This is a genomic window from Pseudomonas sp. LG1E9 (assembly GCF_003290225.1).
In the GTDB taxonomy this organism is placed as follows: Bacteria; Pseudomonadota; Gammaproteobacteria; order Pseudomonadales; family Pseudomonadaceae; genus Aquipseudomonas; species Aquipseudomonas cyclaminis.
In genome coordinates, this window is record NZ_CP029983.1 from 1,408,143 (window position 1) to 1,430,794 (window position 22,652).

Annotated in this window: 18 protein-coding genes; 5 read left to right on the plus strand and 13 right to left on the minus strand. The window is 62.3% G+C overall.

The window, feature by feature from the left end:
- The first annotated feature begins 11 nt into the window (after nucleotides 1–11).
- The 5 genes from cobG (at nucleotide 12) to DNK50_RS06625 (ending at nucleotide 5,307) form a co-directional block, all read left to right on the plus strand.
- Complete coding sequence (cobG, locus tag DNK50_RS06605; RefSeq protein ID WP_305891550.1) at nucleotides 12–1,301, plus strand: precorrin-3B synthase; 1,290 nt, start codon at nucleotides 12–14, stop codon at nucleotides 1,299–1,301.
- Nucleotides 1,294–1,920, plus strand: a complete 627-nt coding sequence (locus tag DNK50_RS06610) for a precorrin-8X methylmutase (protein WP_099583613.1) — start codon at nucleotides 1,294–1,296, stop codon at nucleotides 1,918–1,920. Before cobG ends, DNK50_RS06610 begins: the two co-directional genes overlap by 8 nt.
- Entirely contained in the window at nucleotides 1,920–2,651 is a 732-nt protein-coding gene (locus DNK50_RS06615; protein WP_099583612.1) for a precorrin-2 C(20)-methyltransferase, read from the plus strand. The genes DNK50_RS06610 and DNK50_RS06615 overlap by 1 nt, the downstream gene beginning before the upstream one ends.
- Nucleotides 2,651–4,288: a precorrin-3B C(17)-methyltransferase gene (cobJ, locus tag DNK50_RS06620; protein ID WP_112193203.1), complete on the plus strand. Its 1,638-nt coding sequence runs from the start codon at nucleotides 2,651–2,653 to the stop codon at nucleotides 4,286–4,288. The genes DNK50_RS06615 and cobJ overlap by 1 nt, the downstream gene beginning before the upstream one ends.
- A gap of 236 nt (nucleotides 4,289–4,524) precedes the next feature.
- Complete coding sequence (locus tag DNK50_RS06625) at nucleotides 4,525–5,307, plus strand: hypothetical protein (protein ID WP_112193205.1); 783 nt, start codon at nucleotides 4,525–4,527, stop codon at nucleotides 5,305–5,307.
- Here the strand turns inward: DNK50_RS06625 and DNK50_RS06630 are convergent.
- The 13 genes from DNK50_RS06630 to DNK50_RS06695 form a co-directional block, all read right to left on the minus strand.
- Nucleotides 5,304–5,900 (minus strand): MarC family protein, encoded by a 597-nt coding sequence (locus DNK50_RS06630; RefSeq protein ID WP_003217330.1) that lies wholly within the window; start codon nucleotides 5,898–5,900, stop codon nucleotides 5,304–5,306. The genes DNK50_RS06625 and DNK50_RS06630 overlap by 4 nt on opposite strands.
- A 56-nt stretch (nucleotides 5,901–5,956) precedes the next feature.
- Nucleotides 5,957–8,728: a hybrid sensor histidine kinase/response regulator gene (locus tag DNK50_RS06635; protein ID WP_112193207.1), complete on the minus strand. Its 2,772-nt coding sequence runs from the start codon at nucleotides 8,726–8,728 to the stop codon at nucleotides 5,957–5,959.
- A gap of 103 nt (nucleotides 8,729–8,831) precedes the next feature.
- Nucleotides 8,832–10,124: a phosphoribosylamine--glycine ligase gene (gene purD / locus DNK50_RS06640; RefSeq protein ID WP_112193209.1), complete on the minus strand. Its 1,293-nt coding sequence runs from the start codon at nucleotides 10,122–10,124 to the stop codon at nucleotides 8,832–8,834.
- Between the two features lie 216 nt (nucleotides 10,125–10,340).
- Nucleotides 10,341–11,948 (minus strand): bifunctional phosphoribosylaminoimidazolecarboxamide formyltransferase/IMP cyclohydrolase, encoded by a 1,608-nt coding sequence (purH, locus tag DNK50_RS06645; RefSeq protein ID WP_099583607.1) that lies wholly within the window; start codon nucleotides 11,946–11,948, stop codon nucleotides 10,341–10,343.
- 81 nt (nucleotides 11,949–12,029) lie between these two features.
- On the minus strand, nucleotides 12,030–12,350 hold the full coding sequence (gene fis, locus DNK50_RS06650) for a DNA-binding transcriptional regulator Fis (RefSeq protein ID WP_032890623.1): 321 nt from the start codon (nucleotides 12,348–12,350) through the stop codon (nucleotides 12,030–12,032).
- Complete coding sequence (dusB, locus tag DNK50_RS06655; protein WP_112193211.1) at nucleotides 12,347–13,360, minus strand: tRNA dihydrouridine synthase DusB; 1,014 nt, start codon at nucleotides 13,358–13,360, stop codon at nucleotides 12,347–12,349. Before dusB ends, fis begins: the two co-directional genes overlap by 4 nt.
- A 185-nt stretch (nucleotides 13,361–13,545) precedes the next feature.
- On the minus strand, nucleotides 13,546–14,778 hold the full coding sequence (locus DNK50_RS06665; protein ID WP_112193213.1) for a DUF3426 domain-containing protein: 1,233 nt from the start codon (nucleotides 14,776–14,778) through the stop codon (nucleotides 13,546–13,548).
- A 30-nt stretch (nucleotides 14,779–14,808) separates the two neighbouring features.
- Nucleotides 14,809–15,687, minus strand: coding sequence for a 50S ribosomal protein L11 methyltransferase (prmA, locus tag DNK50_RS06670; RefSeq protein ID WP_112193215.1), 879 nt, complete (start codon nucleotides 15,685–15,687; stop codon nucleotides 14,809–14,811).
- 453 nt (nucleotides 15,688–16,140) lie between these two features.
- On the minus strand, nucleotides 16,141–17,502 hold the full coding sequence (gene accC / locus DNK50_RS06675) for an acetyl-CoA carboxylase biotin carboxylase subunit (RefSeq protein ID WP_112193217.1): 1,362 nt from the start codon (nucleotides 17,500–17,502) through the stop codon (nucleotides 16,141–16,143).
- Nucleotides 17,503–17,519: 17 nt separating this feature from the next.
- Nucleotides 17,520–17,984 (minus strand): acetyl-CoA carboxylase biotin carboxyl carrier protein, encoded by a 465-nt coding sequence (gene accB / locus DNK50_RS06680; protein WP_112193219.1) that lies wholly within the window; start codon nucleotides 17,982–17,984, stop codon nucleotides 17,520–17,522.
- A gap of 24 nt (nucleotides 17,985–18,008) precedes the next feature.
- Nucleotides 18,009–18,464 carry a type II 3-dehydroquinate dehydratase gene (aroQ, locus tag DNK50_RS06685; RefSeq protein WP_099583600.1) on the minus strand — a complete coding sequence of 152 codons (456 nt, stop codon included), beginning with the start codon at nucleotides 18,462–18,464 and terminating at the stop codon, nucleotides 18,009–18,011.
- Between the two features lie 273 nt (nucleotides 18,465–18,737).
- Complete coding sequence (locus DNK50_RS06690; RefSeq protein WP_112193221.1) at nucleotides 18,738–20,699, minus strand: methyl-accepting chemotaxis protein; 1,962 nt, start codon at nucleotides 20,697–20,699, stop codon at nucleotides 18,738–18,740.
- A 53-nt stretch (nucleotides 20,700–20,752) separates the two neighbouring features.
- Nucleotides 20,753–22,423, minus strand: a complete 1,671-nt coding sequence (locus DNK50_RS06695; protein WP_112193223.1) for a PleD family two-component system response regulator — start codon at nucleotides 22,421–22,423, stop codon at nucleotides 20,753–20,755.
- Nucleotides 22,424–22,652: the final 229 nt, after the last annotated feature.

A 22,652-nucleotide genomic window follows, 5' to 3' on the forward strand; every position in this document is an offset into this window, starting at 1 on the left:
CCGGTAGCCCCGTGAACCCAACGCCCACTCTGAATACCTTGCGCCCCTCGGCTTGTCCGGGGTTGCTGCGTATTGTCCAGGCGTTGGATGGCGGTATCTGTCGGATCAAATTGGCCGGTGGCTCGATCACCAGTGCGCAAGCCGACGCCGTGGCCGAAGCCGCCCAGGCCTATGCTGGCGGGGTGATCGAGGCGACCAACCGCGCCAATCTGCAAATACGCGGTATCGGCGCCGGGCAGGATGCGCTGATTGCCAGGCTGCTGGCCGCAGGCCTCGGCCCGAGCAACGCTGGCGGTGACGATGTGCGCAACCTGATGCTCAGCCCCAGCGCCGGTATTGACCCGCAGATGCTGTTCGACACCCGCCCGTTGGCCGGGCAGATCCTCGCCACCCTGCAAAACCACCCGCGTTTCCATGCGCTGTCGGCCAAGTTCGCCGTGCAGTTGGATGGCGGCGAGGATCTGGCGATGCTCGAACATCATCACGATCTGTGGCTCTCGGCGTTCGTGCGCAATGGCGAGACGCTGCTCGCGTTCGGTCTGGCCGGCTGTCCTGGGCTGGATGCGCCACTGGCAGCGGTGCCATTGGAGCAGGGCCACGCACTGGTGGTGGCGGTGCTGGACGCCTTTCTCGACCTCGCCACCCCAGAACAAACGCGCATGCGCCATTTGCCTGTGGATAACTTGCTGAGCCATCTGCGCCTGCCGCTGCTGCCGGTCGGCGGCTTCAAACGCCCGCCCAGTAGCGCCTTGCTGCACCTCGGGACTTATCCACAGGCGCAGAAGAATCAATTCTATGTCGCGGCCATCGCCCCCTTGGGTCGCCTGGATCCGACGATGCTCAGGGGCGCCGCACAACTCGCTCGCGACTACGGTGACGCCACCTTGCGCTTCACTCCCTGGCAAGGCGTGCTGCTGCCCAACGTCGAAAAACCTCACGCCGTGAGCGAACGCCTGGCGCAACTGGGCTTTCTCTGTTCCATCGACCAACCCCTGGCGCGCCTGACCGCCTGCACCGGCTCCAGCGGCTGCGCCAAGGCACTGGCCGACACCAAGGCCGACGCCCTGCAACTGGCCGCGCTGCAAGCCGGGCATGACGTGCATCTGACAGGCTGCCCACGTTCCTGCGCCGCCGCGCACACCGCGCCCGTCACCCTGCTGGCGGTGAGCCCAGGCCACTACGACCTCTATTTTCGCGATGCAGCCCACCCGGGTTTTGGCCGGCTGCACGCGCGCACTCTTTCCATTGAAGCGGCGGGCGCCCTGTTGCGCGCTTGTCCACGGAGCAACACCGATGATTGATTACATCCGCGACGGTCAGGAGATCTATCGCAACTCCTTCGCCATTATTCGAGCGGAAGCCAAGTTGGACCGCATCCCGGCCGACCTGGAAAAACTCGCGGTGCGGGTGATTCATGCCTGCGGCATGGTCGATGCCATCGACGGCCTGCAATTTTCCGAAGGTGCGGGCAAGGCCGGGCGCGATGCGCTGGCCGCTGGCGCGCCGATTCTGTGTGATGCGCGGATGGTCTCCGAAGGCGTGACCCGCACGCGCCTGCCGGCCAACAACGCGGTGATCTGCACCCTGCGCGACGACAGCGTGCCGGAACTGGCGCGGGAGCTGGGCAATACCCGCTCCGCTGCCGCCCTGGAGCTGTGGCGCCCGCACCTGGAAGGCAGTGTGGTGGTGATCGGCAACGCGCCGACCGCGTTGTTCTACCTGCTGGAAATGCTCGATGCGGGCGCGCCGAAACCGGCGTTGATCCTCGGTTTCCCGGTGGGTTTTGTCGGCGCCGCTGAATCCAAGGCGATGCTGGCCGCCGACAGCCGCGGCGTGCCGTTCGTGATCATGCAAGGCCGCCTGGGCGGCAGTGCCATGGCGGCCGCAGCGGTCAATGCGCTCGCCACGGAGGTGGAATAATGCCGGCACGCGGACGTTTGATCGGTCTGGGCGTGGGCCCCGGCGACCCGGAACTGATCACCCTCAAGGCCCTGCGCCTGCTGCGTGAATCGCCGGTGGTGGCGTACTTCGTGGCCAAGGGCAAGAAGGGCAACGCCTTCGGCATCATCGAGGACCATCTGGTGGCGCAACAGACCCTGATGCCGCTGGTGTACCCGGTGACCACCGAGGCACTTCCGGCGCCGCTGTCCTACGAGCAAGTGATCAGCGATTTTTATGACACCGCCAGCGTCGACGTGGCCGCGCATCTGGACGCCGGTCGCGATGTGGCGGTGATCTGCGAAGGTGATCCGTTTTTCTACGGTTCCTACATGTACCTGCATGACCGTTTGGCCGAGCGCTACGAAGCCCAGGTTGTTCCGGGTGTGTGCTCGATGCTCGGCGGCGCTTCGGTGCTTGGCGCACCGTTGGTGTATCGCAACCAGAGCCTTTCGGTGCTGTCAGGCGTGTTGCCTCACGATGACCTCAAGCGCCGCCTGGCGGATGCCGACGCGGCGGTGATCATGAAGCTGGGTCGCAACTTCCCCAAGGTGCGCCAGGTGTTGGAAGAACTCGGCCTGGCCGAGCGCGCGCTGTATGTGGAGCGCGCCACCATGGCCAACCAGAAGATCGTGCCGCTGGATCAGGTCGACCCGTCGTCGTCACCGTACTTCTCGCTGATCATCGTGCCCGGTGAACGGTGGCAAGGGTGATGAGTCCGGCGATTGTCATCCTCGGCCAGGGCAGCCTGGCGACCGCGCGCAGGATCCAGCAGGTTTACCCTGGCGCCGTGATCCACGGCTTGGCCGGGCGGGTTGACGGTGCGGACCAGGCTTACAGCGACTTCGGCGCCACCCTGCGTCAGTTGTATCAGCACGGCACGCCGCTGATTGCGCTGTGCGCGGCCGGTATCGTCATCCGCACCTTGGCTGCGCTGCTGCTGGAAAAAGGCGAAGAACCGGCCGTGCTGGCCGTTGCCGAAGATGGCAGTGCCGTGGTGCCGCTGCTCGGCGGCCTGGGTGGCGTGAACGTGATGGCGCGGGACATTGCGGCCGCACTTGATGTGGCCGCTGCGATCACCACCAGTGGCGAACTGCGCTTCGGCACCTGCCTGCTCAACCCGCCGGCCGGTTATGAGTTGGCGGATCTGGAGCTGGGCAAGCGCTTCGTCTCCGACCTGCTAGCCGGCGAAAGCGTACGTATCGAAGGCGCGGCGCCGTGGCTGGATCAAGCGAATTTGCCCCAGGACCAGCAAGCGCGCCTGGCGATTCACGTAGGCAGCGCCGAGCGCGTGCCGGCTGCCAATGAATTGCTGATCTATCCGAAGACGGTGTCAGTCACCTGCAAACCGGGTGTGGAGTTGGCTGCGCGGGTGCGAGCGGCGTTGCATGACGCAGGCATCGCCGTGCAATCCCTGGCGTGCCTGCTGGCCAGCGACACGCAGATGGCCGAGGCGTCGCTGCATGAAGCCGCATCGGCATTGGCGGTGCCGCTGCGTTTCGCCAGCGTTACTCAGGATGCCGACATCGTGATTGACGTCGCCGAGCAGCCGTTGGACCTGTCGCAGGTGGGCCGCCCGCGTGGCCGCCTCGCCGTGATCGGCCTCGGCCCCGGCGCCGCCGAGTTGATGGTGCCGGCGGTGAAGGCCGAACTGGCGCGCTGCACCGATGTGTTGGGCTATGAAACCTACGTGCGCATGGCCGGGCCATTTCGCGACGATCAGATTCAGCACTGCACCGACAACCGCGAAGAAATGCAACGCGCACGCCATGCCTTCGAACTGGCCGCTCAGGGCCGTTCGGTGGTAGTGGTGTCGTCCGGTGACCCTGGCGTGTTCGCCATGGCGGCGGCGGTGATCGAGGCGTTGCACGAGTCCAGCGATCCGGCCTGGCATCAGGTCGACCTGGAAATCCTGCCAGGTGTCTCGGCCTCCCTGGCCACCGCTGCCCAGGCGGGCGCGCCGCTGGGGCATGACTTCTGCGTGATGTCGCTGTCGGACAACCTCAAGCCGTGGTCGATCATCGAAAAACGCCTGGACCTCGCGTCCCAGGCCGACCTGGCCCTGGCGTTCTATAACCCGATTTCGCGGTCACGGCCGTGGCAACTGGGCCGTGCCCTGGAAATCGTCGCGTTGCACCGCACGCCGCAAACACCGGTGGTGCTGGGCCGCGATATCGGCCGACCGGGTCAGACCTTGCGTGTCACTACCCTGGGGCAACTCACTCCGGACCAGGTGGACATGCGCACCATGGTGCTGATCGGCTCGTCCACCACTTGCACATTCGCGCGAGCCGGTGGTGGTGAGTGGGTCTATACGCCACGCTGGTATGGTGAGAAACCCCTCTCCTGAAAATGGCCTGCTGGCTGTCAGAAAGCTCCGAATAACACAGGGATTGCTCTGCTGTTGTTCGGGGCTTTTTCTTTTTTGTGCGACGAAAAAACGAAGGCTCGCAGGTGTCCCGTGTGATTGCTGGGCGCTGGTTTCAGGTGTGTCTTGCCAAGGGATGTTTGTCGCCTGGAACGCGCATCGGCCACTGGACTAGTGTGCAGGTAAGCCCCATGTGGGGTGCTTGTGGAGAACCGAAAATGGAGCAACATCACAGAAGGATCAACAACACAAAACGGCGCAAGTTGATTGCCGCCTACACATTGCCGAGGGCGCCTGGCGCGCAGCCCTCATTGCCGCTGCTCGACACGGGGGACGACTGCAACGCGGCAGTGGTCAACAACAGTGTGATGTCGTTCGCCGAGGGGCTGTCGGGCCTGAACCGGGAATACATCCGCAAAAGCTACCTGTTGGCCAGCAGTTACGTCAGTGATGTCTTGAAGACCCCGCGAGGTACCGAGGCCTGGTACGACGAATTTATCAAGGTGATGATCAGCCTGGGCTGGCTGCCGGTGCGCAGCCGTTTCGAGCGGGTTTCACATTCGGGTAAGGGCCTGTCGGTGCAATTGGCGGCCCTGAACATCATCGCCACGATGCTGGCGTCGATGTCGGTTTCGGGGCCATTGGTCGCGGCGCTGCCGAAACTGGCAGCCGATGCGTTGGAAGCCATGAAGCAGCAACCGGCGTCCTTCGAGTTGTTCAGGCGCAACAGTACGCTGCACCAGGGCGGTGATTTCGGCCTGGCGTCCTGTGTCGAAGCGGGCGGCGAATTGACGATGGTGCTGGTGACCTACAGCACCCAGAGCGTGAGCAAACAGGTGGGATTGCCGTTCCTTGAGTGGGACAGCGCTTCGGTCGAGGCCTTCAGCGGGCAGACCTGCCTGGTGCTGAGCACCTCGGTGGTCAACGAAAAAACCATCCAATTGATGCGCGAGAGTGCGGGCGACAAGGTGCAGTCGGCGATTGCCAAGTACCGGATCTAAGGCACCAGATAACCCCGTACGCCGGTAAAGATAATTTGCGCGGCAAGGGCGCACACAAACAGGCCCATCAACCGGCTGACAATCTGCAAGCCCTGGTCACCGAGAATCCGTTCGATACGGTTGGACAGATACAGCACCACGCCAACCGTGAGGCTGGCCAGGGCGATGCTGAGGATGGCGGTGATCTTGTCATCCCAGTGCGGCTGGCTGACGCCCATCACCAACAACGCACCGATGGTGCCGGGGCCGACGGTGAGGGGAATGGTCAGCGGTACGATGGTCACGTCCTGCTGCACATTGTCGGTCTGCACCGCTGACTTGCCTTGGGCCATGCCCAGGGCCGAGATAAACAACACACTGCCGGCGCCGATGCGAAACGCATCCACGGTGATGCCGAACACACTGAAAATCACCCGGCCGAACAGGTAGAGCAGCACACTCGACACCAGGGTCGCCAACGCTACCTTCCAGGCCAGTCGCCGGCGTTCTTTGCTGGAGTAGCCACGGGTCAGGCTGATAAAGCAGGACAGCACGAAGAACGGGCTGTAGAGCACCAGCATTTTCAGGTAGACGCTGAATAACACGTGGAGCATGGAGGTAGCTCGCGGCAGGAAAAGTGTGGAGAGTCTATCAGGCGGTACGCTCCAGGTCAGGAAGGCGCGTGCTCCGCCCGCTGTTGACGCTGCGCGACCCAGAATTCCACCAGCTCACGCAACTGCGACAACTCCACCGGTTTGGCCATATGCCCATCCATCCCAGCCTGGCGCGCGCGTTCTTTGTGTTCCGAAAGGATATGCGCCGTGAGCGCCACCACCGGTGTGCGAATGCGCTGGTGGCTGACTTCCCACGCCCGCAGCTGCTGGGTGGCCGAGAAGCCATCGAGGATCGGCATTTCACAGTCCATCAATACCAGGTCATAACGCTGGGCCTTCATCGCCTCCAGCGCTTCTTCGCCGTTGCTGGCGGTGTCCGGATTGAGGTTGAGCTTGCCGAGCATGCCGCGAATCACTTTGGTGGAGATGCTGTTGTCTTCGGCGACCAGGATCTTGAAATCGCTGGGCACGGTAATCGCCGCCGGGGCGTTGAGTGAGACGCGCAGCGCCACGCCGCCTTTGCTGCGCTGGTTCAGCTCATCGGCCAGGGTGGTCTTGAGGGTGTAACCGGCGACCGGCTTGGCGAGGATGCGTTTGATCCCACAGTTGCGCGCGATGATCTTGCTTGGCGCGTTGCTGATGCCGGTGAGCATGATCAGCAGGATGTCGTGGTTCAGGCTCGGATCTTCCTTGATCTTTGCCGCCAGTTGCATGCCGGTCATGCCGGGCATGTTCTGGTCCAGCAGCACCACGTCGAAGTAGTCGCGCAGGTGCGCCTTGGTGCGCAGCAAGGCCAGGGCTTCCTTGCCTGAGGGCACCGCGCTGACGTTCAGGCCCCAGGCGGTGCATTGCTGCACCAGCACTTTGCGGCAGGTGTCGTTGTCGTCCACCACCAGCACGCGGGCGTCCTTGAGCGGGCCATCGAGGTCGGAGGTGGGGTGCTCCAGGCGTTCCGGGTCCAGTGGCAGGGTCAGCCACAAGGTACTGCCCTGGTGACTGCCACTCTTGATACCGAATTCGCCGTTCATCAACAGGATCAGTTGGCGGGCGATCACCAGGCCCAGGTGGCCGCTCAGACGGGTGGCCGAGAGGAAATTCTTGCTGTGCAGTTCGCTGTGCAGGAGTGCGTCGCGCTCGGCGGCTTCCATCGGCAGGCCGCTGTCCTGCACGGCAATGCGCAGGCGGGGCTTGGTGCTGCGGTCGTCCAGGGCGACCACGATCAGGACTTCGCCTTCATCGGTTTTGTGCAGGGCGTTTTCCAGCAGGCTCAGCATCGCCTGGCGCAGGCGCGTCGGGTCCCCGCTGATGACGCGCGGCACCTGGGGCTGGATAAAACTGATCAGCTCGACATTCTGCTGCTCGGCCTTGGCGCGGAAGATGCTCAGGCAGTCTTCGATCAGGGCATTGAGGTCGAACTGCACGTCATCCAGTTCGATCTGCCCGGATTCAAGCTTGGAAATATCGAGGATTTCATTGATCAGTGTGAGCAGCTCGTTGCCGGCGCTGTGGATAGTCTGCACGTAGTCGCGCTGCTTCACCGACAGCGGCGTGCCCAGCAGCAACTCGGTCATGCCCAGCACGCCGTTCATGGGGGTGCGTATTTCGTGGCTGATCTTGGCCAGGAACTCGGCCTTGGCGGCGATCTCGGCATTGCTGGCGGCCAGGTCGCGGCTGAGGCTGAAACGGGCCTCGACAATCGCACGCTGGCGTTCGCCCAGGGCAAGGCTCATCAACAAGCCACTGAGGCAGATAAACGCCAGCAGCGTGATGATCAACCCCTGAGGCGACACCATCGTCAGGCCCAGCAGGGCCGGGAGGATGATCAGCGTGCCAATGTTGAACACCACCATGCCCGCCACGAACAAGCGCGCCGGGCGGTAGCCTTTCTGCCAGTGGTAAGCCGAGACAAACAGCATGCTCAGGCCGGCCAGGGCCACCAGGGCGTAGGTGATGATGTTCAGCGGCAGGGTGTTGACGAACAACAGCAGCAGGCCGCACAGCACGATAAACAGGATGTCGGCCATCAACACTTTGTTCAGCGGGTGCGGGCCCAGGGGCATGAAGAAACGATAGGCGAACATCAGCCCGCACGGTGCGGTCAGCAGCAAGGCCAGGTAGGCGCCGGGGGTCTGGATCGCATGCCAGTTCGGTAGCCATGGGCCTACCAGGTTGAGCAGCAGCGCCAGGCTGAGCATCAACAGCAGTTCACAGGCCGCCAGCCACAGGCTGCTGCGCGAGCGGTGGTAAGCGAAGCGCGAGAGGTTGTGCAGGATCAGCATCAGCAGGCAGCCGAACAGCAGGCCGTAGATCAGCGTCTGGGTCTGGTCGGCGGCCGCCAGCACGGCCGGTTCCAGGGTGATATAGGGGCGCAGTTCGTGTTCCGAGACCAGGCGCAGGTAGACATCGAGAGGCTTCTGGCTCTGGGGCATCGGCAGCATGAAATCGCTGCTGGGTAGCGGGCGTTCCGCCTGGGGCTGGCGGGCGCCGGTGTTTTGTTGCTCGACCAGGCTGTCGCCGTCCAATACATACAGGCTCAGGTGCGACAGGTCCGGGGCGAATACCCGCAGCACTTGCTCGTGCTTGCCGGGCTGCAGCTTGAAACGTACCCACAACGCACCGTCCGGCTGCGCAGCGGTCACGCGGTCCAGTTCGATGGGGCTGAATTGATTGGTGTAGCGTGGGGAACGGATGTCGCTCAGTTGCAGGTCGGCCTGTTCATCAAGCAATACTGCCCAACCACTGCCTTGTGCAGCGGCCTGGGCCGGGAACAAGCAGAGCAGTGTCAGCAGGCTGACAGTGAAACCTATGGCGATCCTGAGCCAGCGCACGGCGAAATCCCTTCGTAGGTTGATGCACGGGTTAACTATGCGCGGGGAGGCCTGTAGACGGCAAGGGCCAGAGGCCCTTGCCTAACCGAACGGATAGCTAGTGTTACTGAGTTTCGCCACGTTCACGGGCAATGGCGCGGTAGCCGATGTCCGTGCGGTAGAAGCAGCCTTTCCAGTCGATCTTCTTGGCCAGTGCATAAGCCTGTTGTTGCGCAACGTCGACACTGGCGCCCATTGCGGTAGCGCACAGTACACGACCGCCGGCCGTCACAACCTTGCCATCCTTGAGCGCGGTGCCCGCATGGAACACCTTGCCTTCCAGCGTTGCGGCAGCGTCGAGGCCTTCGATCACATCGCCTTTGGCGTAGTCGGCAGGGTAACCACCGGCCGCCAGCACAATGCCGACGCTCGGGCGTGGATCCCATTGTGCTTCAACCTTGTCCAGGGCTTGCGCCAGGGCGGCTTCCACCAGCAGGACCAGGCTCGATTGCAGGCGCAGCATCACCGGTTGGGTTTCCGGGTCGCCGAAGCGGCAGTTGAACTCGATGACTTTCGGGTTACCGGCCTTGTCGATCATCAGGCCGGCGTACAGGAAACCGGTGTACACATTGCCTTCGTCGGCCATGCCGCGCACGGTCGGCCAGATCACCAGGTCCATCACACGCTTGTGCACGTCTGCGGTGACCACCGGGGCAGGGGAGTAGGCACCCATGCCGCCGGTGTTCGGGCCAGTGTCGGCGTCGCCGACGCGTTTGTGGTCCTGGCTGGTGGCCATCGGCAGCACATTCTTGCCGTCGACCATCACGATAAAACTGGCTTCTTCGCCGTCGAGGAATTCCTCGATGACCACACGCGAACCGGCTTCACCAAACGCATTGCCGGCGAGCATGTCGCGCACGGCGTCTTCGGCTTCCTGCAAGGTCATGGCAACGATCACGCCTTTACCGGCGGCCAGGCCGTCGGCCTTGATCACGATCGGTGCACCTTTTTCACGCAGATAGGCCAGGGCCGGCTCGATCTCGGTGAAGTTCTGGTAGTCGGCAGTCGGGATCTTGTGACGCGCCAGGAAATCCTTGGTGAAAGCCTTGGAGCCTTCCAGTTGTGCAGCGCCAGCGGTCGGGCCGAAGCAGTCCAGGCCACGGCTGCGGAACAGGTCCACAACGCCAGCGACCAGAGGGACTTCCGGGCCGACGATGGTCAGGGACACGTTCTTTTCAGCAAAGTCGGCCAGTTGTTCAAGGGCCAATACGTCGATGGCGACGTTTTCGCACTTGGCTTCAATGGCGGTACCGGCGTTGCCGGGAGCGACGAAAACTTTCTGGACGCGCGGGTCCTGGGCAACTTTCCAGGCCAGGGCGTGTTCACGGCCACCGCTGCCAATGATCAATACATTCATTTCAAAAACCTCAAATTCTGTAAGGCGCTGCACGAGCGCTTCAGTGTGGAGCTGAACTTATGTAGTGAGCGGGCTTGCCCCGCGCTGGGCTGCGAAGCAGCCCCAATCAACAAGAACGCAGGGCATCAGATACGGCGCGGATTGCTGTTTTGGGGCCGCTTCGCAGCCCAGCGCGGGGCAAGCCCGCTCACCACAAAGCCCTTTCCCACATTTGGATCAGTGACGGAAGTGGCGCATGCCGGTGAAGACCATGGCAATGCCGGCTTCATCAGCAGCGGCAATCACTTCAGCATCACGCATCGAGCCGCCCGGTTGGATCACGGCGGTCACGCCGGCCTTGGCGGCATTGTCCAAACCATCACGGAACGGGAAGAACGCATCGGATGCCATCACCGAACCTACAACCTGCAGGCCGGCGTGCTCAGCCTTGATCGCGGCGATACGCGCCGAGTTCACGCGGCTCATCTGGCCGGCGCCGACGCCGATGGTCTGGCGGTTCTTGGCGTAGACGATGGCGTTGGATTTAACGTATTTGGCCACTTTCCAGGCGAAGATCAGGTCGTTGATCTCTTGCTCGGTCGGGGCGCGCTTGGTCACGACTTTCAGGTCTTCGCTGCCGATCATGCCGATGTCGCGGCTCTGTACCAGCAAGCCGCCATTGACGCGCTTGTAGTCCCAGGCTGCAGCGCGGTCAGCCGACCATTCGCCACAGGCCAGCAGGCGCACGTTGGCTTTTGCGGCAACAATGGCGCGCGCTTCTTCGCTTACCGAAGGGGCGATGATCACTTCAACGAACTGACGCTCGACGATGGCCTTGGCGGTCTCGGCGTCCAGTTCACGGTTGAAGGCGATGATGCCGCCGAACGCCGACTCGGTGTCGGTGGCGTAGGCCAATTCGTACGCCTGGCGGATGCCGCCTTCAGCGTCCGGGCTCACGGCCACGCCGCACGGGTTGGCGTGCTTGACGATCACGCAGGCCGGCTTGACGAAGCTCTTCACGCATTCCAGCGCGGCATCGGTGTCGGCCACGTTGTTGTAGGACAGTTCTTTGCCTTGCAGCTGGGTCGCGGTGGCGATGCCCACTTCGGCAGGCTTGGCTTCCACGTAGAACGCCGCGCTCTGGTGCGGGTTCTCGCCGTAGCGCATTTCCTGGGCCTTGATGAACTGGCTGTTGAAGGTACGCGGGAACTGGCTGCGGCCTTCTGTGCTGAGGGTTTCGGCGGCCTGGTTCACGGTGCCCATGTAGTTGGCGATCATGCCGTCGTAGGCGGCGGTGTGTTCGAACGCCTTGAGCATCAGGTCAAAGCGCTGGGCGTAGGTCAGGCCGCCGGCTTTCAGGCTTTCGAGCACTTGGGTGTAGTCGCTGGCGTTGACCACGATGGCCACGTCTTTGTGGTTCTTGGCGGCCGAGCGCACCATGGTCGGGCCGCCGATATCGATGTTTTCGATAGCGGTCGGCAGGTCGCAGCCTGGCTTGTTGATGGTGGCTTCGAACGGGTACAGGTTGACGGCCACCAGGTCGATCGGCTTGATGCCGTGCTCGGTCATGATGGCGTCGTCGATACCGCGACGGCCAAGGATGCCGCCGTGGATTTTCGGGTGCAGGGTCTTGACCCGACCGTCCATCATTTCTGCGAAACCGGTGTAGTCCGCGACTTCTACTGCGGCCACGCCGTTGTCCTGCAGCAGTTTGAAGGTCCCGCCCGTGGAGAGGATTTCCACGCCCAGGGCTTCCAGCTCCCGGGCAAATTCGAGGATCCCGGTCTTGTCGGAGACACTGATCAAGGCGCGGCGGATCGGCAGGCGGGTAGTCTGGTCGGTCATTTCAATTTCCATCAAAAGCAAAGGAGTCAGCAAAAAAGGCGACCGGTTTTACGCGGGCGCCTTTCTGGTTTGATTGAATGCTTACAGCAAATCGTATTGCTTGAGCTTTTTGCGCAAGGTGCCACGGTTGAGGCCCAGCAGCTCACTGGCTTTGGTCTGGTTGCCCTTGACGTAGTTCATCACGCATTCGAGCAAGGGCGCCTCGACTTCGGAGAGCACCAGGTTGTACACGTCCGTGACGGAAGCGCCCTCAAGGTGGGCGAAATAATTATGCAGCGCCTTCTCGACACTCCCGCGAAGGGTCTGGCCTTCTTCGCTCGGCGTGTTGAGGTGCTGTTTCAAATTGACGTTGTCGCTCACGGGTGTTGTTCCACTCACTAAAGTCTCGGTCATCATCGTCATGCGGCCACCCCTTCTCCGTCCCCTGCTCTCAGGCTCTTGTCTCGTTCGGCAAAAAACTCACGAACGGCGGTGACCTGTGCTTGCGTTTCATCCAAACGATTGAATCCGGCGCGAAACTCCCTGGCGCCCGGCAGGGTTGCGAGATACCAACCCACATGCTTGCGAGCAATGCGCACGCCCATCACATCCCCATAGAAGGTGTGAAGTGCAGCCAGATGCTCAAGCAGAATACGTTCCACTTCGACCAATTCCGGCGCAGGCAAGACTTCACCGGTACGCAGGAAATACTCGATCTCACGAAAAATCCACGGGCGCCCTTGGGCGGCCCGGCCAATCAACAAGCCATCGGCACCGGTTGCGTGCAGTACGCGCCGGGCTTTTTCGGCTGAGTCGATGTCGCCATTGGCAAACACCGGCATCGACACCGCCTGCTTGATCGCGGCGATGGTGTCGTACTCGGCTTCACCGGTATACAGATCGGCGCGTGTGCGGCCATGGACCGCCAGCGCTGTAATACCTGCCTGTTCGGCGATCTTCGCCACCGTCAGGCCGTTCTTGTTGTCCCGGTCCCAGCCGGTACGGATCTTCAGGGTTACCGGCACATCCACTGCGGCGACAACGGCCTGCAGGATCTCGGCAACCAACTGCTCATCTTTCAATAGCGCGGAACCGGCGGCCTTGTTGCAGACCTTCTTGGCCGGGCAGCCCATGTTGATGTCGATGATCTGTGCGCCCAACTCCACGTTGGCTCGGGCCGCATCCGCCAGCATCTGCGCATCACCGCCGGCGATCTGTACCGAGCGGGGCTCGGGATCACCTTCGTGGATCATGCGCATCCGCGATTTGCGGGTGTTCCACAAGCTCATGTCGCTGGTGACCATTTCCGAGACTACAAGACCCGCGCCCAAACGTTTGCACAGCTGACGAAAGGGCTGGTCGGTGACACCCGCCATCGGGGCGAGGATCAAGCCGTTCTGCAATGTGTATGGGCCGATGCGTACCGCCGACATAGGACTTCCCTGTTGTGGGGCCGGATCATTAGAGTTCGAAAAAGGGTTGGCATGATACCCGCTCTCGATGACTGGATAAAGGCTGGATTGGATAAAATCTGAACAGTTATTTCTTTATCGCCGCCGGTTTGGATGCGCGGCGCCAAGTCAATAATCCACCGTCAAGCTTCGGTGAGTGGGTCGGTTCACTCGGGCGAGTGGAAGCTCAGGCTGTAATTCACGGCTTTGTTGCCCGGATCCAGGATGTCCAGGGAGATATGGATCGGGGTCTGCGATGGCATTTCGCTCACGCCGGCCAACTCGCCGCTGAGGTATTCGGCGGGTTTGAAGCGACGACTGGCAATCAGGCCGCCATTGAGGTCGGCAAAACGCAGCTCCAGCAGGGGGAAGGGCTGGGAGAACGTCGCGCGGTTGTAGATGATTGCATCCACCACCAGCGCCCCGGCGAATTCCGGGTGGCTGCGCACTACCAGGTTGCTGCTCTTGATGTGGGCGATATCGACCCGTGATGGCACCTTGCAGCCCAGTGTGGGGCACAGTTGCTGGAACCACGGGCGGTAAGCGTCCTGGCGCGCCAAGTCGTCGAACTGGTAGGCGATGTATTGGCCTGCCAACCCCGCGGCGGCGATCAGCACCAGCAGTATCCAGATTAAGCGGCGGCCCCAGCCCTGTGGGCGCTTTTGCGCGTACAGGTGCAGCGGGTCGTCTTCGAGGTCCTGGAGCAGTTCGTCGTGAACGCCAGCGTCGGGGCGCGGGCGCTTGCGACGCAACTGGGGGCGCTCCTCGGGTTCCGGCTCGTCCGCCGCCTGGGTGAGCGGGGTGAACGGTGGGTCGAGGTCTTCATCCTCGGGGGCTGCACGCAGTGGCGGCTCGTCGTCGATATCGTCGATGTGCTGCGACATGGACGGCTCGGTGCGCTGCTTTGTCGCAGGGGCGTTGCTCGGTTCCGACTCGTCTTCCGGGGCTTTGGTACGCTCTTCAGGCGGATCGCTGAACAGGCTGGCCGCCCATTTTTCCTCTTCGGCCTTGACGGTTTCGCGGCTGGCGCTGAGGGCGTCTTCCTTCTGGCGGCGCTCTGCACCCGGTTGGCGACGTTCCGCGCCCACGGGCAGCGTGTGCTGAATCTCGCGGCGCTCCAGCTTGGCCAGTTCTTCGTCCAGGTCCAGGTTGTCGAGGTCCAGCTCTTCGGCGGTCCACTGTTTCTGGCTGATGGCGCGGGGCGCCTCAGGGGGCAGCGCGATTTCCGGTTGTTCAGGCGCCGGGGCCTGGGCGCGCTGCTCCAGCAGCTGGCGAGCCGCGTTGAACACTTGCAGGCACGAGCCGCAGCGCACCACGCCACGGGCCACGCTCAATTGAGCGTGGTTGACGCGAAAGCGTGTTTGGCAATGCGGGCACTGAGTGACGAAACTGTCGGTCATGCGGCCATCCGATTCAGGCAAGCGCTCATTCTAGCGCCGACGCCCGCTGATGCGTACCCAGCCATCGCGGTTGGCGATCGGATCCAGCTCGAAATCCTGGGCATACGCGGCAGCAACGTCTTCGCCTTGCTCGGCGAGGATGCCCGACAGCGCCAGGCGCCCGCCCGGCTTGACCAGGCTCGACAGTTGCGGCGCCAGGGAAACCAGCGGCCCGGCGAGGATATTCGCCACCAGCACATCGGCCTGGACCTGCGGCAGGTCTTCAGGCAGGTAGAGTGGGAATTTATCTTCAGGAATATGGTTGCGCCCGGCGTTATCGCGCGAGGCTTCCAGGGCCTGCACGTCGATGTCGGTGCCCACGGCTTGCTTGGCGCCCAGCAACAGCGCGGCAATCGCCAGGATCCCCGAGCCGCAGCCGAAATCCAGCACGTTGCTGTCGGTCAGGTCCTGGCCGTCGAGCCATTCGAGGCACAGTGCGGTGGTGGGGTGGGTGCCGGTGCCGAACGCCAGGCCTGGGTCCAGCAGCAGGTTCACCGCATCAGGCTCTGGTGCGGCATGCCAGCTCGGTACGATCCACAGGCGCTGGCCGAAACGCATCGGCTGGAAGTTATCCATCCAGCTGCGTTCCCAGTCCTGGTCTTCGATCACTTCGCTGTGATGCTCGGGCAGCGGGCCACCGGTGAGCAGCTCCATATGGGCCAGCACGGCGGCAGCATCGGTGCCGTCTTCGAACAGGGCCAGCAGGTGGGTGTGGGACCACAGCGGAGTGGTGTTGAGTTCCGGCTCGAAAATCGGCTGGTCTTCGGCGTCCATGAAGGTCACCGAGACGGCGCCCACTTCGAGGAGCGCGTCTTCGTAGGTTTCGGCTTGTTCTGGGCTGATGGCGAGACGGACTTGCAGCCAAGGCATGGCGGGCACCTTTGAAAAAATGAGTGTGCGACGGCAGGGTCGCGAAAGGGCGCAAGTTTACGCGAGAGCAGGGCATAAGACGACTGTACTGACTGAACACAAATCAAATGTGGGAGGGGGCTTGCCCTAATGCCGGTCAGTTAAGAGATAAAAGGGCAAAAAGTAACCTGTGGCGAGGGAGCTTGCTCCCGTTGGACTGCGCAGCAGTCCCATTTTTGGGGCCGCTTCGCGGCCCAGCGGGAGCAAGCTCCCTCGCCACAGGTACGGTGTTCGTCCTTAACTGACTGGCATTAGGGCTTGCCCCCGATAGCGGTGGATCAGTGACAGATACTGAGACTGACACACTGCAATCGGGGGCAAGCCCCCTCCCACATTTGGACTGTGTGTGCTTCTCAAAACAGGGTGGGCAGAAACAACAAAGCCGCCCGAAGGCGGCTTTGTTGGGTGGAGCACTTACTGGTCGGCCAGTTTGTGTTCCAGGTAGTGAATGTTCACACCACCTTCGCAGAAGCCTTCATCACGAACCAGGTCCCGGTGCAGTGGGATGTTGGTCTTGATGCCGTCGACCACGATTTCGTCCAGGGCGTTACGCATACGGGCCATGGCCTCGTCGCGGGTCGCGCCCCAGGTGATCAGCTTGCCGATCAGGGAATCGTAGTTGGACGGAACCTTGTAGCCGCTGTACAGGTGCGAATCCACACGTACGCCGTTGCCGCCGGGCGCGTGGAAATGCTTGACCAGGCCAGGACTCGGCATAAAGGTTTTCGGGTCTTCGGCGTTGATCCGGCACTCCAGGGAGTGGCCGTGGATCTTCACGTCGGCCTGGGTGAACGACAGCACGTTGCCAGCGGCGATGCTCAGCATCTCCTTGACGATGTCGATACCGGTGACCATCTCCGAAACCGGGTGCTCTACCTGCACGCGAGTGTTCATCTCGATGAAGTAGAAGCGGCCGTTTTCGTAGAGGAACTCGAAGGTGCCGGCGCCACGATAGTTGATATCGATGCATGCCTTGACGCAGCGAGCCAGCACTTCTTCGCGGGCTTGCTCATCGAGGCCCGGTGCCGGTGCTTCTTCCAGTACCTTCTGGTGACGACGTTGCAGCGAGCAATCGCGGTCGCCCAGGTGGATGGCGTGGCCCTGGCCGTCGGACAGTACCTGGACTTCCACGTGACGTGGGTTGGTCAGGTACTTCTCCAGGTAGACCATCGGGTTGCCGAACCAGGCGCCTGCTTCGGAGCGGGTCTGCTTGGCGGCTTCGATCAGGTCTTCTTCCTTGTGCACCACACGCATGCCGCGACCACCACCGCCACCGGCGGCCTTGATGATCACCGGGTACCCGACTTCGCGACCAATGCGCAGCGCGGTTTCCTCGTCTTCCGGCAGTGGGCCGTCGGAGCCAGGAACGGTTGGCACGCCGGCCGCGATCATGGCGTCCTTGGCCGAGACCTTGTCGCCCATCAGGCGAATGGTTTCGGCTTTCGGGCCGATGAAGGCAAACCCGGATTTTTCCACCTGTTCGGCGAAATCGGCGTTTTCCGCGAGGAAGCCGTAGCCCGGGTGGATGCCATCAGCGCCGGTCACTTCAGCAGCGGCGATGATGTTCGAGACTTTCAGGTACGAGTTCGTGGCCAGTGGCGGGCCGATGCAGATGCTTTCGTCCGCCAGTTTCACGTGCATCAATTCGGTATCGGCCGTCGAGTAAACAGCGACGGTCTTGATGCCCTCTTCCTTACAGGCGCGCAGGATCCGCAGCGCGATCTCGCCGCGGTTGGCGATCAGGACTTTTTGCAGTTTCTTCGCAGGTTTCAACATCGAAGGCGCTCCGCGGTTCAAACGATGGTGAACAGCGGCTGGTCGTACTCAACCGGCTGACCGTTTTCTACCAGGATGGATTCGATGACGCCGGCTTTTTCAGCGGTGATGTGGTTCATCATTTTCATCGCTTCAACGATGCAAATGGTGTCGCCCACTTTCACAGTCTTGCCGACTTCAACGAAGGCTGGCGAGGTCGGAGCCGGGGTGCGGTAGAAAGTACCGACCATTGGCGACTTGACCACGAAGCCGTTCAGAACAGGCGCGGCCGGGGCGGCAGGTGCAGCAGCGGCGGCGGCTGGCGCGGCGGCAGGTGCAGCAGCCGGAGCCGGTGCTTGCATCTGTGGCGCGTAGAACTGTTGAGCCGGGGTCTTGCTGTGGCGGCTGATCCGTACGGACTCTTCGCCTTCCTTGATTTCCAGCTCGTCGATGCCGGACTCTTCCAGCAGTTCGATCAATTTCTTAACTTTACGGATATCCATGAATCATCAACTCCCAAGGGTCGGTCAGGGGCGCTTGGCCGGTTGTTCAAGTTGTTCCAGGGCGGCCTCCAGGGCCAGTCGGTAACCGCTGGCGCCAAGGCCGCAGATCACACCTACCGCTACGTCGGAGAAGTAAGAGTGATGGCGGAAAGCTTCGCGTTTATGCACGTTCGATAAATGCACTTCGATGAATGGGATGCTCACCGCCAGCAGCGCGTCACGTAATGCAACACTTGTATGCGTAAAAGCGGCGGGATTGATCAGGATAAAGTCCACGCCTTCGCCGCGCGCGGCATGGATGCGATCAATCAATTCGTACTCGGCATTGCTTTGCAGGTAGAGCAGATGGTGGCCGGCAACACGAGCCCGCTGCTCCAGATCGAGGTTGATCTGATCCAGGGTCACAGCCCCGTAGACGCCCGGTTCGCGGGTGCCAAGCAGGTTCAGGTTGGGTCCGTGAAGAACCAGTAAGGTCGCCATCGGCTGTTCCTTGTTATTGATGGGAGTACGGCAGAACCCGGCGACTATGCCGCAAAGCCTTTGTGACTGTCCAGTTCTATGCAGTAGGCAGCACGATTAGCGAGGATTGCGCAAAATTTGTGACTGGGGGCTTAGATCTGGTCATCGAGATCAAGTGTGGGAGGGGGCTTGCCCCCGATAGCGGTGCATCAGCCAACACATGCAGTGGCTGACACTCTGCAATCGGGGGCAAGCCCCCTCCCACATTTGATCTTCATAGGGCGCGGGATTGGGTCATACGCGAAAGGCTTGGACTGCGGTGTTGAGCTGCCCACCCAGCACCAGCAGATGCTCTCCCTGGCTACGCCCTTGCCCGATGCGCAGCAAATTATCCTCACCCAATTGATGAATCCGCTCGCTGTTATCGCGAATCTCACTCACCGCGCCACTCTGCTGCGCGGTCACGTCGGCAATCCGCACAGCCGTGTCGGAAATGGTCTGGATCGCCCCGACGATTTCATCCAGCGCTCCATCCGCCGCCTGGGCTTGCTGGGCGGTGGCTTCGGCGTGTTCGACCTGGGCGCGCATGCCTTCCACTGACTGGTGGGCTGCGTTTTGCAGGCCGCTGATCAAGCCCTGGATCTCTGCGGTGGCGCCGGCGGTGCGTTGGGCCAGGGTGCGTACTTCGTCGGCGACCACCGCAAATCCACGTCCGGCCTCGCCGGCGCGGGCGGCTTCGATGGCGGCGTTGAGGGCCAGCAGGTTGGTCTGGTCGGCAATCGAGCGAATCACCGTGAGCACGCCGCCGATGGTGGCGGACTCTTCAGCAAGTTTCTCGATCATCTGTGCGTTTTGCTGCACTTCGCCGACCAATGCATGCAAACCGGTCAGGCTCAGACCGATCACCCGCTGGCCTTGTTCCACTGCCTGGCCCGCGCTGCGGCTGGCGCTGGCGGCCTGGCTGGCATCGCCGGCCACTTGCTGGATGGTGGCTTCGAGTTCGCCCAGGGAATCGCGGATCTGCGCGGTGTCCCCGGCCTGGCGTTCGGCGCCGTCGTGCAGGCCGCTGCTCAGTTCGGCGAGGGCGCGGCTGCTGCCGGCCACTTCTTCGGCATTGCCGCGAATGGTGCCCACCAAGTCCACCAGGTAGGCGCGCAAACGGTTGAGGGAGGCTTCGATGTCGTGCAGTTCGCGGTTGGTCTTGCCCAGTGCGATCGGTTGGCTGAAGTTGCCTTCGGCCCAGACCGACAAGGCCGGGGCCAGATTGGTCAGCACCCTTGCCAGGCGGCGTTGCAGGGTGTCGATCAGCAGCGCAATCAGCAGGATCAGGCCGATCATCACCCCTTGCATCAGGCGCACTTCGCTTTGGATAAGGCCATGTTGTGCGCGCACCACAGGCTCAAGACCGGCGATGGCCTGTTGCACGGCGTTGATCTTCAGGTGGGTGCTGGCGGCCAGGTCGCTGCGTTGCTGGATCTGTTCACGGGTGCGCTTGAGTTCGGCGGGGTAACGGGTCAGCAGGCTGTTGAGTTCGCGCTTGAGGTCGACACCGGTGTCCTGGGCTTCGGTTTTTTCGCTGTTTTCCAGGCCCATCAGGGCGGAAAAGTCATCGGTACTGGATTCGGTGCTGGCTTTGACGCCGAGCAACGGCAGTTGTCCCAGCGCGTCGGCCTGGGCGCGGATATTGGCGACTTCGCGCTCCACATCATTGGCCAGTTCCGCACGCCCGCTGCTCACCAGCTTGTCGCGGGCCAGGGACAACTTGCCCAGGTGTTGGGACGCGGTCAGTAGCGGTTGAAGGTAGCGCGCACCGTCAGGGGAATTGACGCCCATGGCGTACTGGCTCAACTGGTCCAGGTTGGCGCCCAATTCGCGCTCGGCTTGTAGCAGCAAGGCCTGTGGGTCGCCTGCCAGTTTGCCGGCGGCCAGCAGGTCGGTCTTGCTGAAGGTGTCCAGGGCAGCCAGGCTGGGGCGCAGGTTCTGCGCCAGGTCAGCGGGCAGCTCATCCAGCTGTTGCAGCAGGTTTTCCAGGCTTTGACTGGCGCTGCTCAGGCGCAGGGCATCGCCGCTGGCCAGGTAATCGTCGATATTGCGCGCCGCCTGGTTCTGGAAGGTCTGGGACAGCCCCAGGTAGCGCTCCATCAGCAGATAGGGCCGTTCCAGCGCCCGTTGCGACCACCACAGCGTCGCCCCAAGTGCCAGGCACACGGCCACCAGAAGAAGGGTGTTGAGATTGGTCAGCAGCTTCAGGCGCATGCGTGGTTTCAACCGACAGCGAAAGGTAAGTGCCTGAAGTTATTGCGTTTTCATTACAGCGTTATGACGGAGTCAGTGGATTCTGGTGAAAAGGTGGCACTTTGCTTTGACGTCCGGGCGGCTTGCACGCGATTGCGCCCGGCATGCTTGGCGCGATACAGCGCCTCGTCGGCCTGGGCCGCCATCATCAGGCTGTCGGAGCCGTCGCGCAGCTCCACCAGCCCGGCGCTGAACGTGCACCACAAATCCTGAGGCTGTGCCGGGTAATGGATTTCGGCAAAGCGTCCGCGGATTTCATCCAGCACCTTGCAGGCCGACTCCAGGTCGGTGTCGGGCATCACGATGGCGAACTCTTCACCGCCGTAGCGTCCGATAAAGTCGGTCTTGCGCAAGCGCTGCTTGAGGAACAGCGCCAGGCTCTTGATCACGCGGTCGCCCATGGGGTGGCCATGGCTGTCATTGACCCGCTTGAAGTGGTCGATATCAAGCATGGCAAAGCTCAACGGCTTGTTCTCGCGGCGTGCGCGGAAGCTGCAGTCTTCGAGCAATTGCAGGATATGGGTGTGGTTGTACAACCCGGTCAGGCTGTCGCGCACCATCCGTGCCTTGAGGTGGCGGGCGCGGGCGGCGCGGTTGCGCACGGTGGTGATCAGGTGGCGCGGCTTGATCGGCTTGGTGAGGAAGTCGTCGCCGCCTTCGCTCATCGCATCCAATTGCTTGTCCAGGTCGTCCTCGGCCGACAGGTAAATGATCGGCACGCTCACATAACGGTCGTTATGGCGGATCACCTTGGCCAGTTCGGTGCCGGTGCAGGCGGGCATGTACATGTCGAGGATGATCAGGTCTGGCTGGAAGTCCGCCAACTCGGCCATGGCCTGGATCGGCTCAATCAAGGTGCGGGTGACGATCCCGGCGCTGTTGAGCAGCCGCTCGGTGTGCAGCGCCTGGGCCCGCGAGTCGTCGATGATCAGCACTTTATAAGGCTCGTACTGGGCGACGCAGGTCAGCACTTCGATTTTTTCCAGCAGGCTGGAGGCTTCCAGTGTGCCGGTCAGAAACTCCTGGCCACCGGCGCGCACGGCAGCCAGTCGGGTCGGTGTGTCGGTTTCGTGCAGGCTGAAAAACAACAGCGGCAGCTTTTGCTCCAGGCCTTCCTGGGCTTCGGCGGCGAGCTTGAGGCCCAGGCCTGCGCCGCAGAAATCCACGTCCATCACGATTGCAGACGGCAGGCGCTCGCTCATTGAGGCGCGAAACGCCGCCACGCTGTCCAGTGACTGGGCGCTCAGGCCAAAGAATTCCAGCTGCTTGGCCAGGCGCTCGGCGCGGTCGTGATCGGCGAGCATCACGTAGATCGGCTTGCGCATCGGTGGCAGGAAGGTCTGTTCCAGCTGGTCGCCCTGACGCAGGCCAGTGCGCGACAGGCGCTGCATCAAACGGTTGAGTTCGGTGATCAACTGGCTGCTGAGGCGACCACGGTTTTCATCCACCGCTTGGAGTGATTCACCGATGTTGCGCGCCAACTGGCCGTGTTCGGGTTGTTCAAAACGCTCGGCAAAGCGCAGCAGGCGCAGGTTGGCCTCGCTGAGCTCGGAGAGATCGGCGCCAGACCATTCGCTGCGTTGCAGGCGCTGCCAGATCTCAAGAATTTGACGTGCCTGATGAATTACCCGCTGGGCAAAGTGCTGCTTGAGACGCTCACGGCTGGGGTCTTCTGGCTCGGTCATATCCTGACTACTAGTAAGGGGGCATGCTGAGGTCGAACTGATGGCTCTATGCTAGCACCTCTTTTCAGTGGGATGAGTGTCATATGTCAATTAACTGCATGTCGGTGCGATTCAGTTAATGACCTGACGGTCGCGCAGCGTAAAAAGCGTCCATCCTTTATAGTCCAGCGCCACTCCTGCGCCAGTTTGGTGAAAACCCCCGCACCGGCGGGCACGATGGGGTAGGGTT

Excerpts from the sequence above, each read along its gene's own strand:
- DNK50_RS06625 (WP_112193205.1), top strand. The coding sequence starts at position 4,525 with ATGGAGCAACATCACAGAAGGATCAACAACACAAAACGGCGCAAGTTG.
- DNK50_RS06695 (WP_112193223.1), bottom strand. The coding sequence starts at position 22,423 with ATGACCGAGCCAGAAGACCCCAGCCGTGAGCGTCTCAAGCAGCACTTT.
- accC (WP_112193217.1), bottom strand. The coding sequence starts at position 17,502 with ATGTTGAAACCTGCGAAGAAACTGCAAAAAGTCCTGATCGCCAACCGC.
- prmA (WP_112193215.1), bottom strand. The coding sequence starts at position 15,687 with ATGCCTTGGCTGCAAGTCCGTCTCGCCATCAGCCCAGAACAAGCCGAA.
- accB (WP_112193219.1), bottom strand. The coding sequence starts at position 17,984 with ATGGATATCCGTAAAGTTAAGAAATTGATCGAACTGCTGGAAGAGTCC.
- fis (WP_032890623.1), bottom strand. The coding sequence starts at position 12,350 with ATGACGATGATGACCGAGACTTTAGTGAGTGGAACAACACCCGTGAGC.
- purH (WP_099583607.1), bottom strand. The coding sequence starts at position 11,948 with ATGACCGACCAGACTACCCGCCTGCCGATCCGCCGCGCCTTGATCAGT.
- DNK50_RS06610 (WP_099583613.1), top strand. The coding sequence starts at position 1,294 with ATGATTGATTACATCCGCGACGGTCAGGAGATCTATCGCAACTCCTTC.
- dusB (WP_112193211.1), bottom strand. The coding sequence starts at position 13,360 with ATGTCGGCGGTACGCATCGGCCCATACACATTGCAGAACGGCTTGATC.
- DNK50_RS06630 (WP_003217330.1), bottom strand. The coding sequence starts at position 5,900 with ATGCTCCACGTGTTATTCAGCGTCTACCTGAAAATGCTGGTGCTCTAC.
- cobJ (WP_112193203.1), top strand. The coding sequence starts at position 2,651 with ATGAGTCCGGCGATTGTCATCCTCGGCCAGGGCAGCCTGGCGACCGCG.
- DNK50_RS06615 (WP_099583612.1), top strand. The coding sequence starts at position 1,920 with ATGCCGGCACGCGGACGTTTGATCGGTCTGGGCGTGGGCCCCGGCGAC.
- aroQ (WP_099583600.1), bottom strand. The coding sequence starts at position 18,464 with ATGGCGACCTTACTGGTTCTTCACGGACCCAACCTGAACCTGCTTGGC.
- DNK50_RS06665 (WP_112193213.1), bottom strand. The coding sequence starts at position 14,778 with ATGACCGACAGTTTCGTCACTCAGTGCCCGCATTGCCAAACACGCTTT.
- purD (WP_112193209.1), bottom strand. The coding sequence starts at position 10,124 with ATGAATGTATTGATCATTGGCAGCGGTGGCCGTGAACACGCCCTGGCC.
- DNK50_RS06690 (WP_112193221.1), bottom strand. The coding sequence starts at position 20,699 with ATGCGCCTGAAGCTGCTGACCAATCTCAACACCCTTCTTCTGGTGGCC.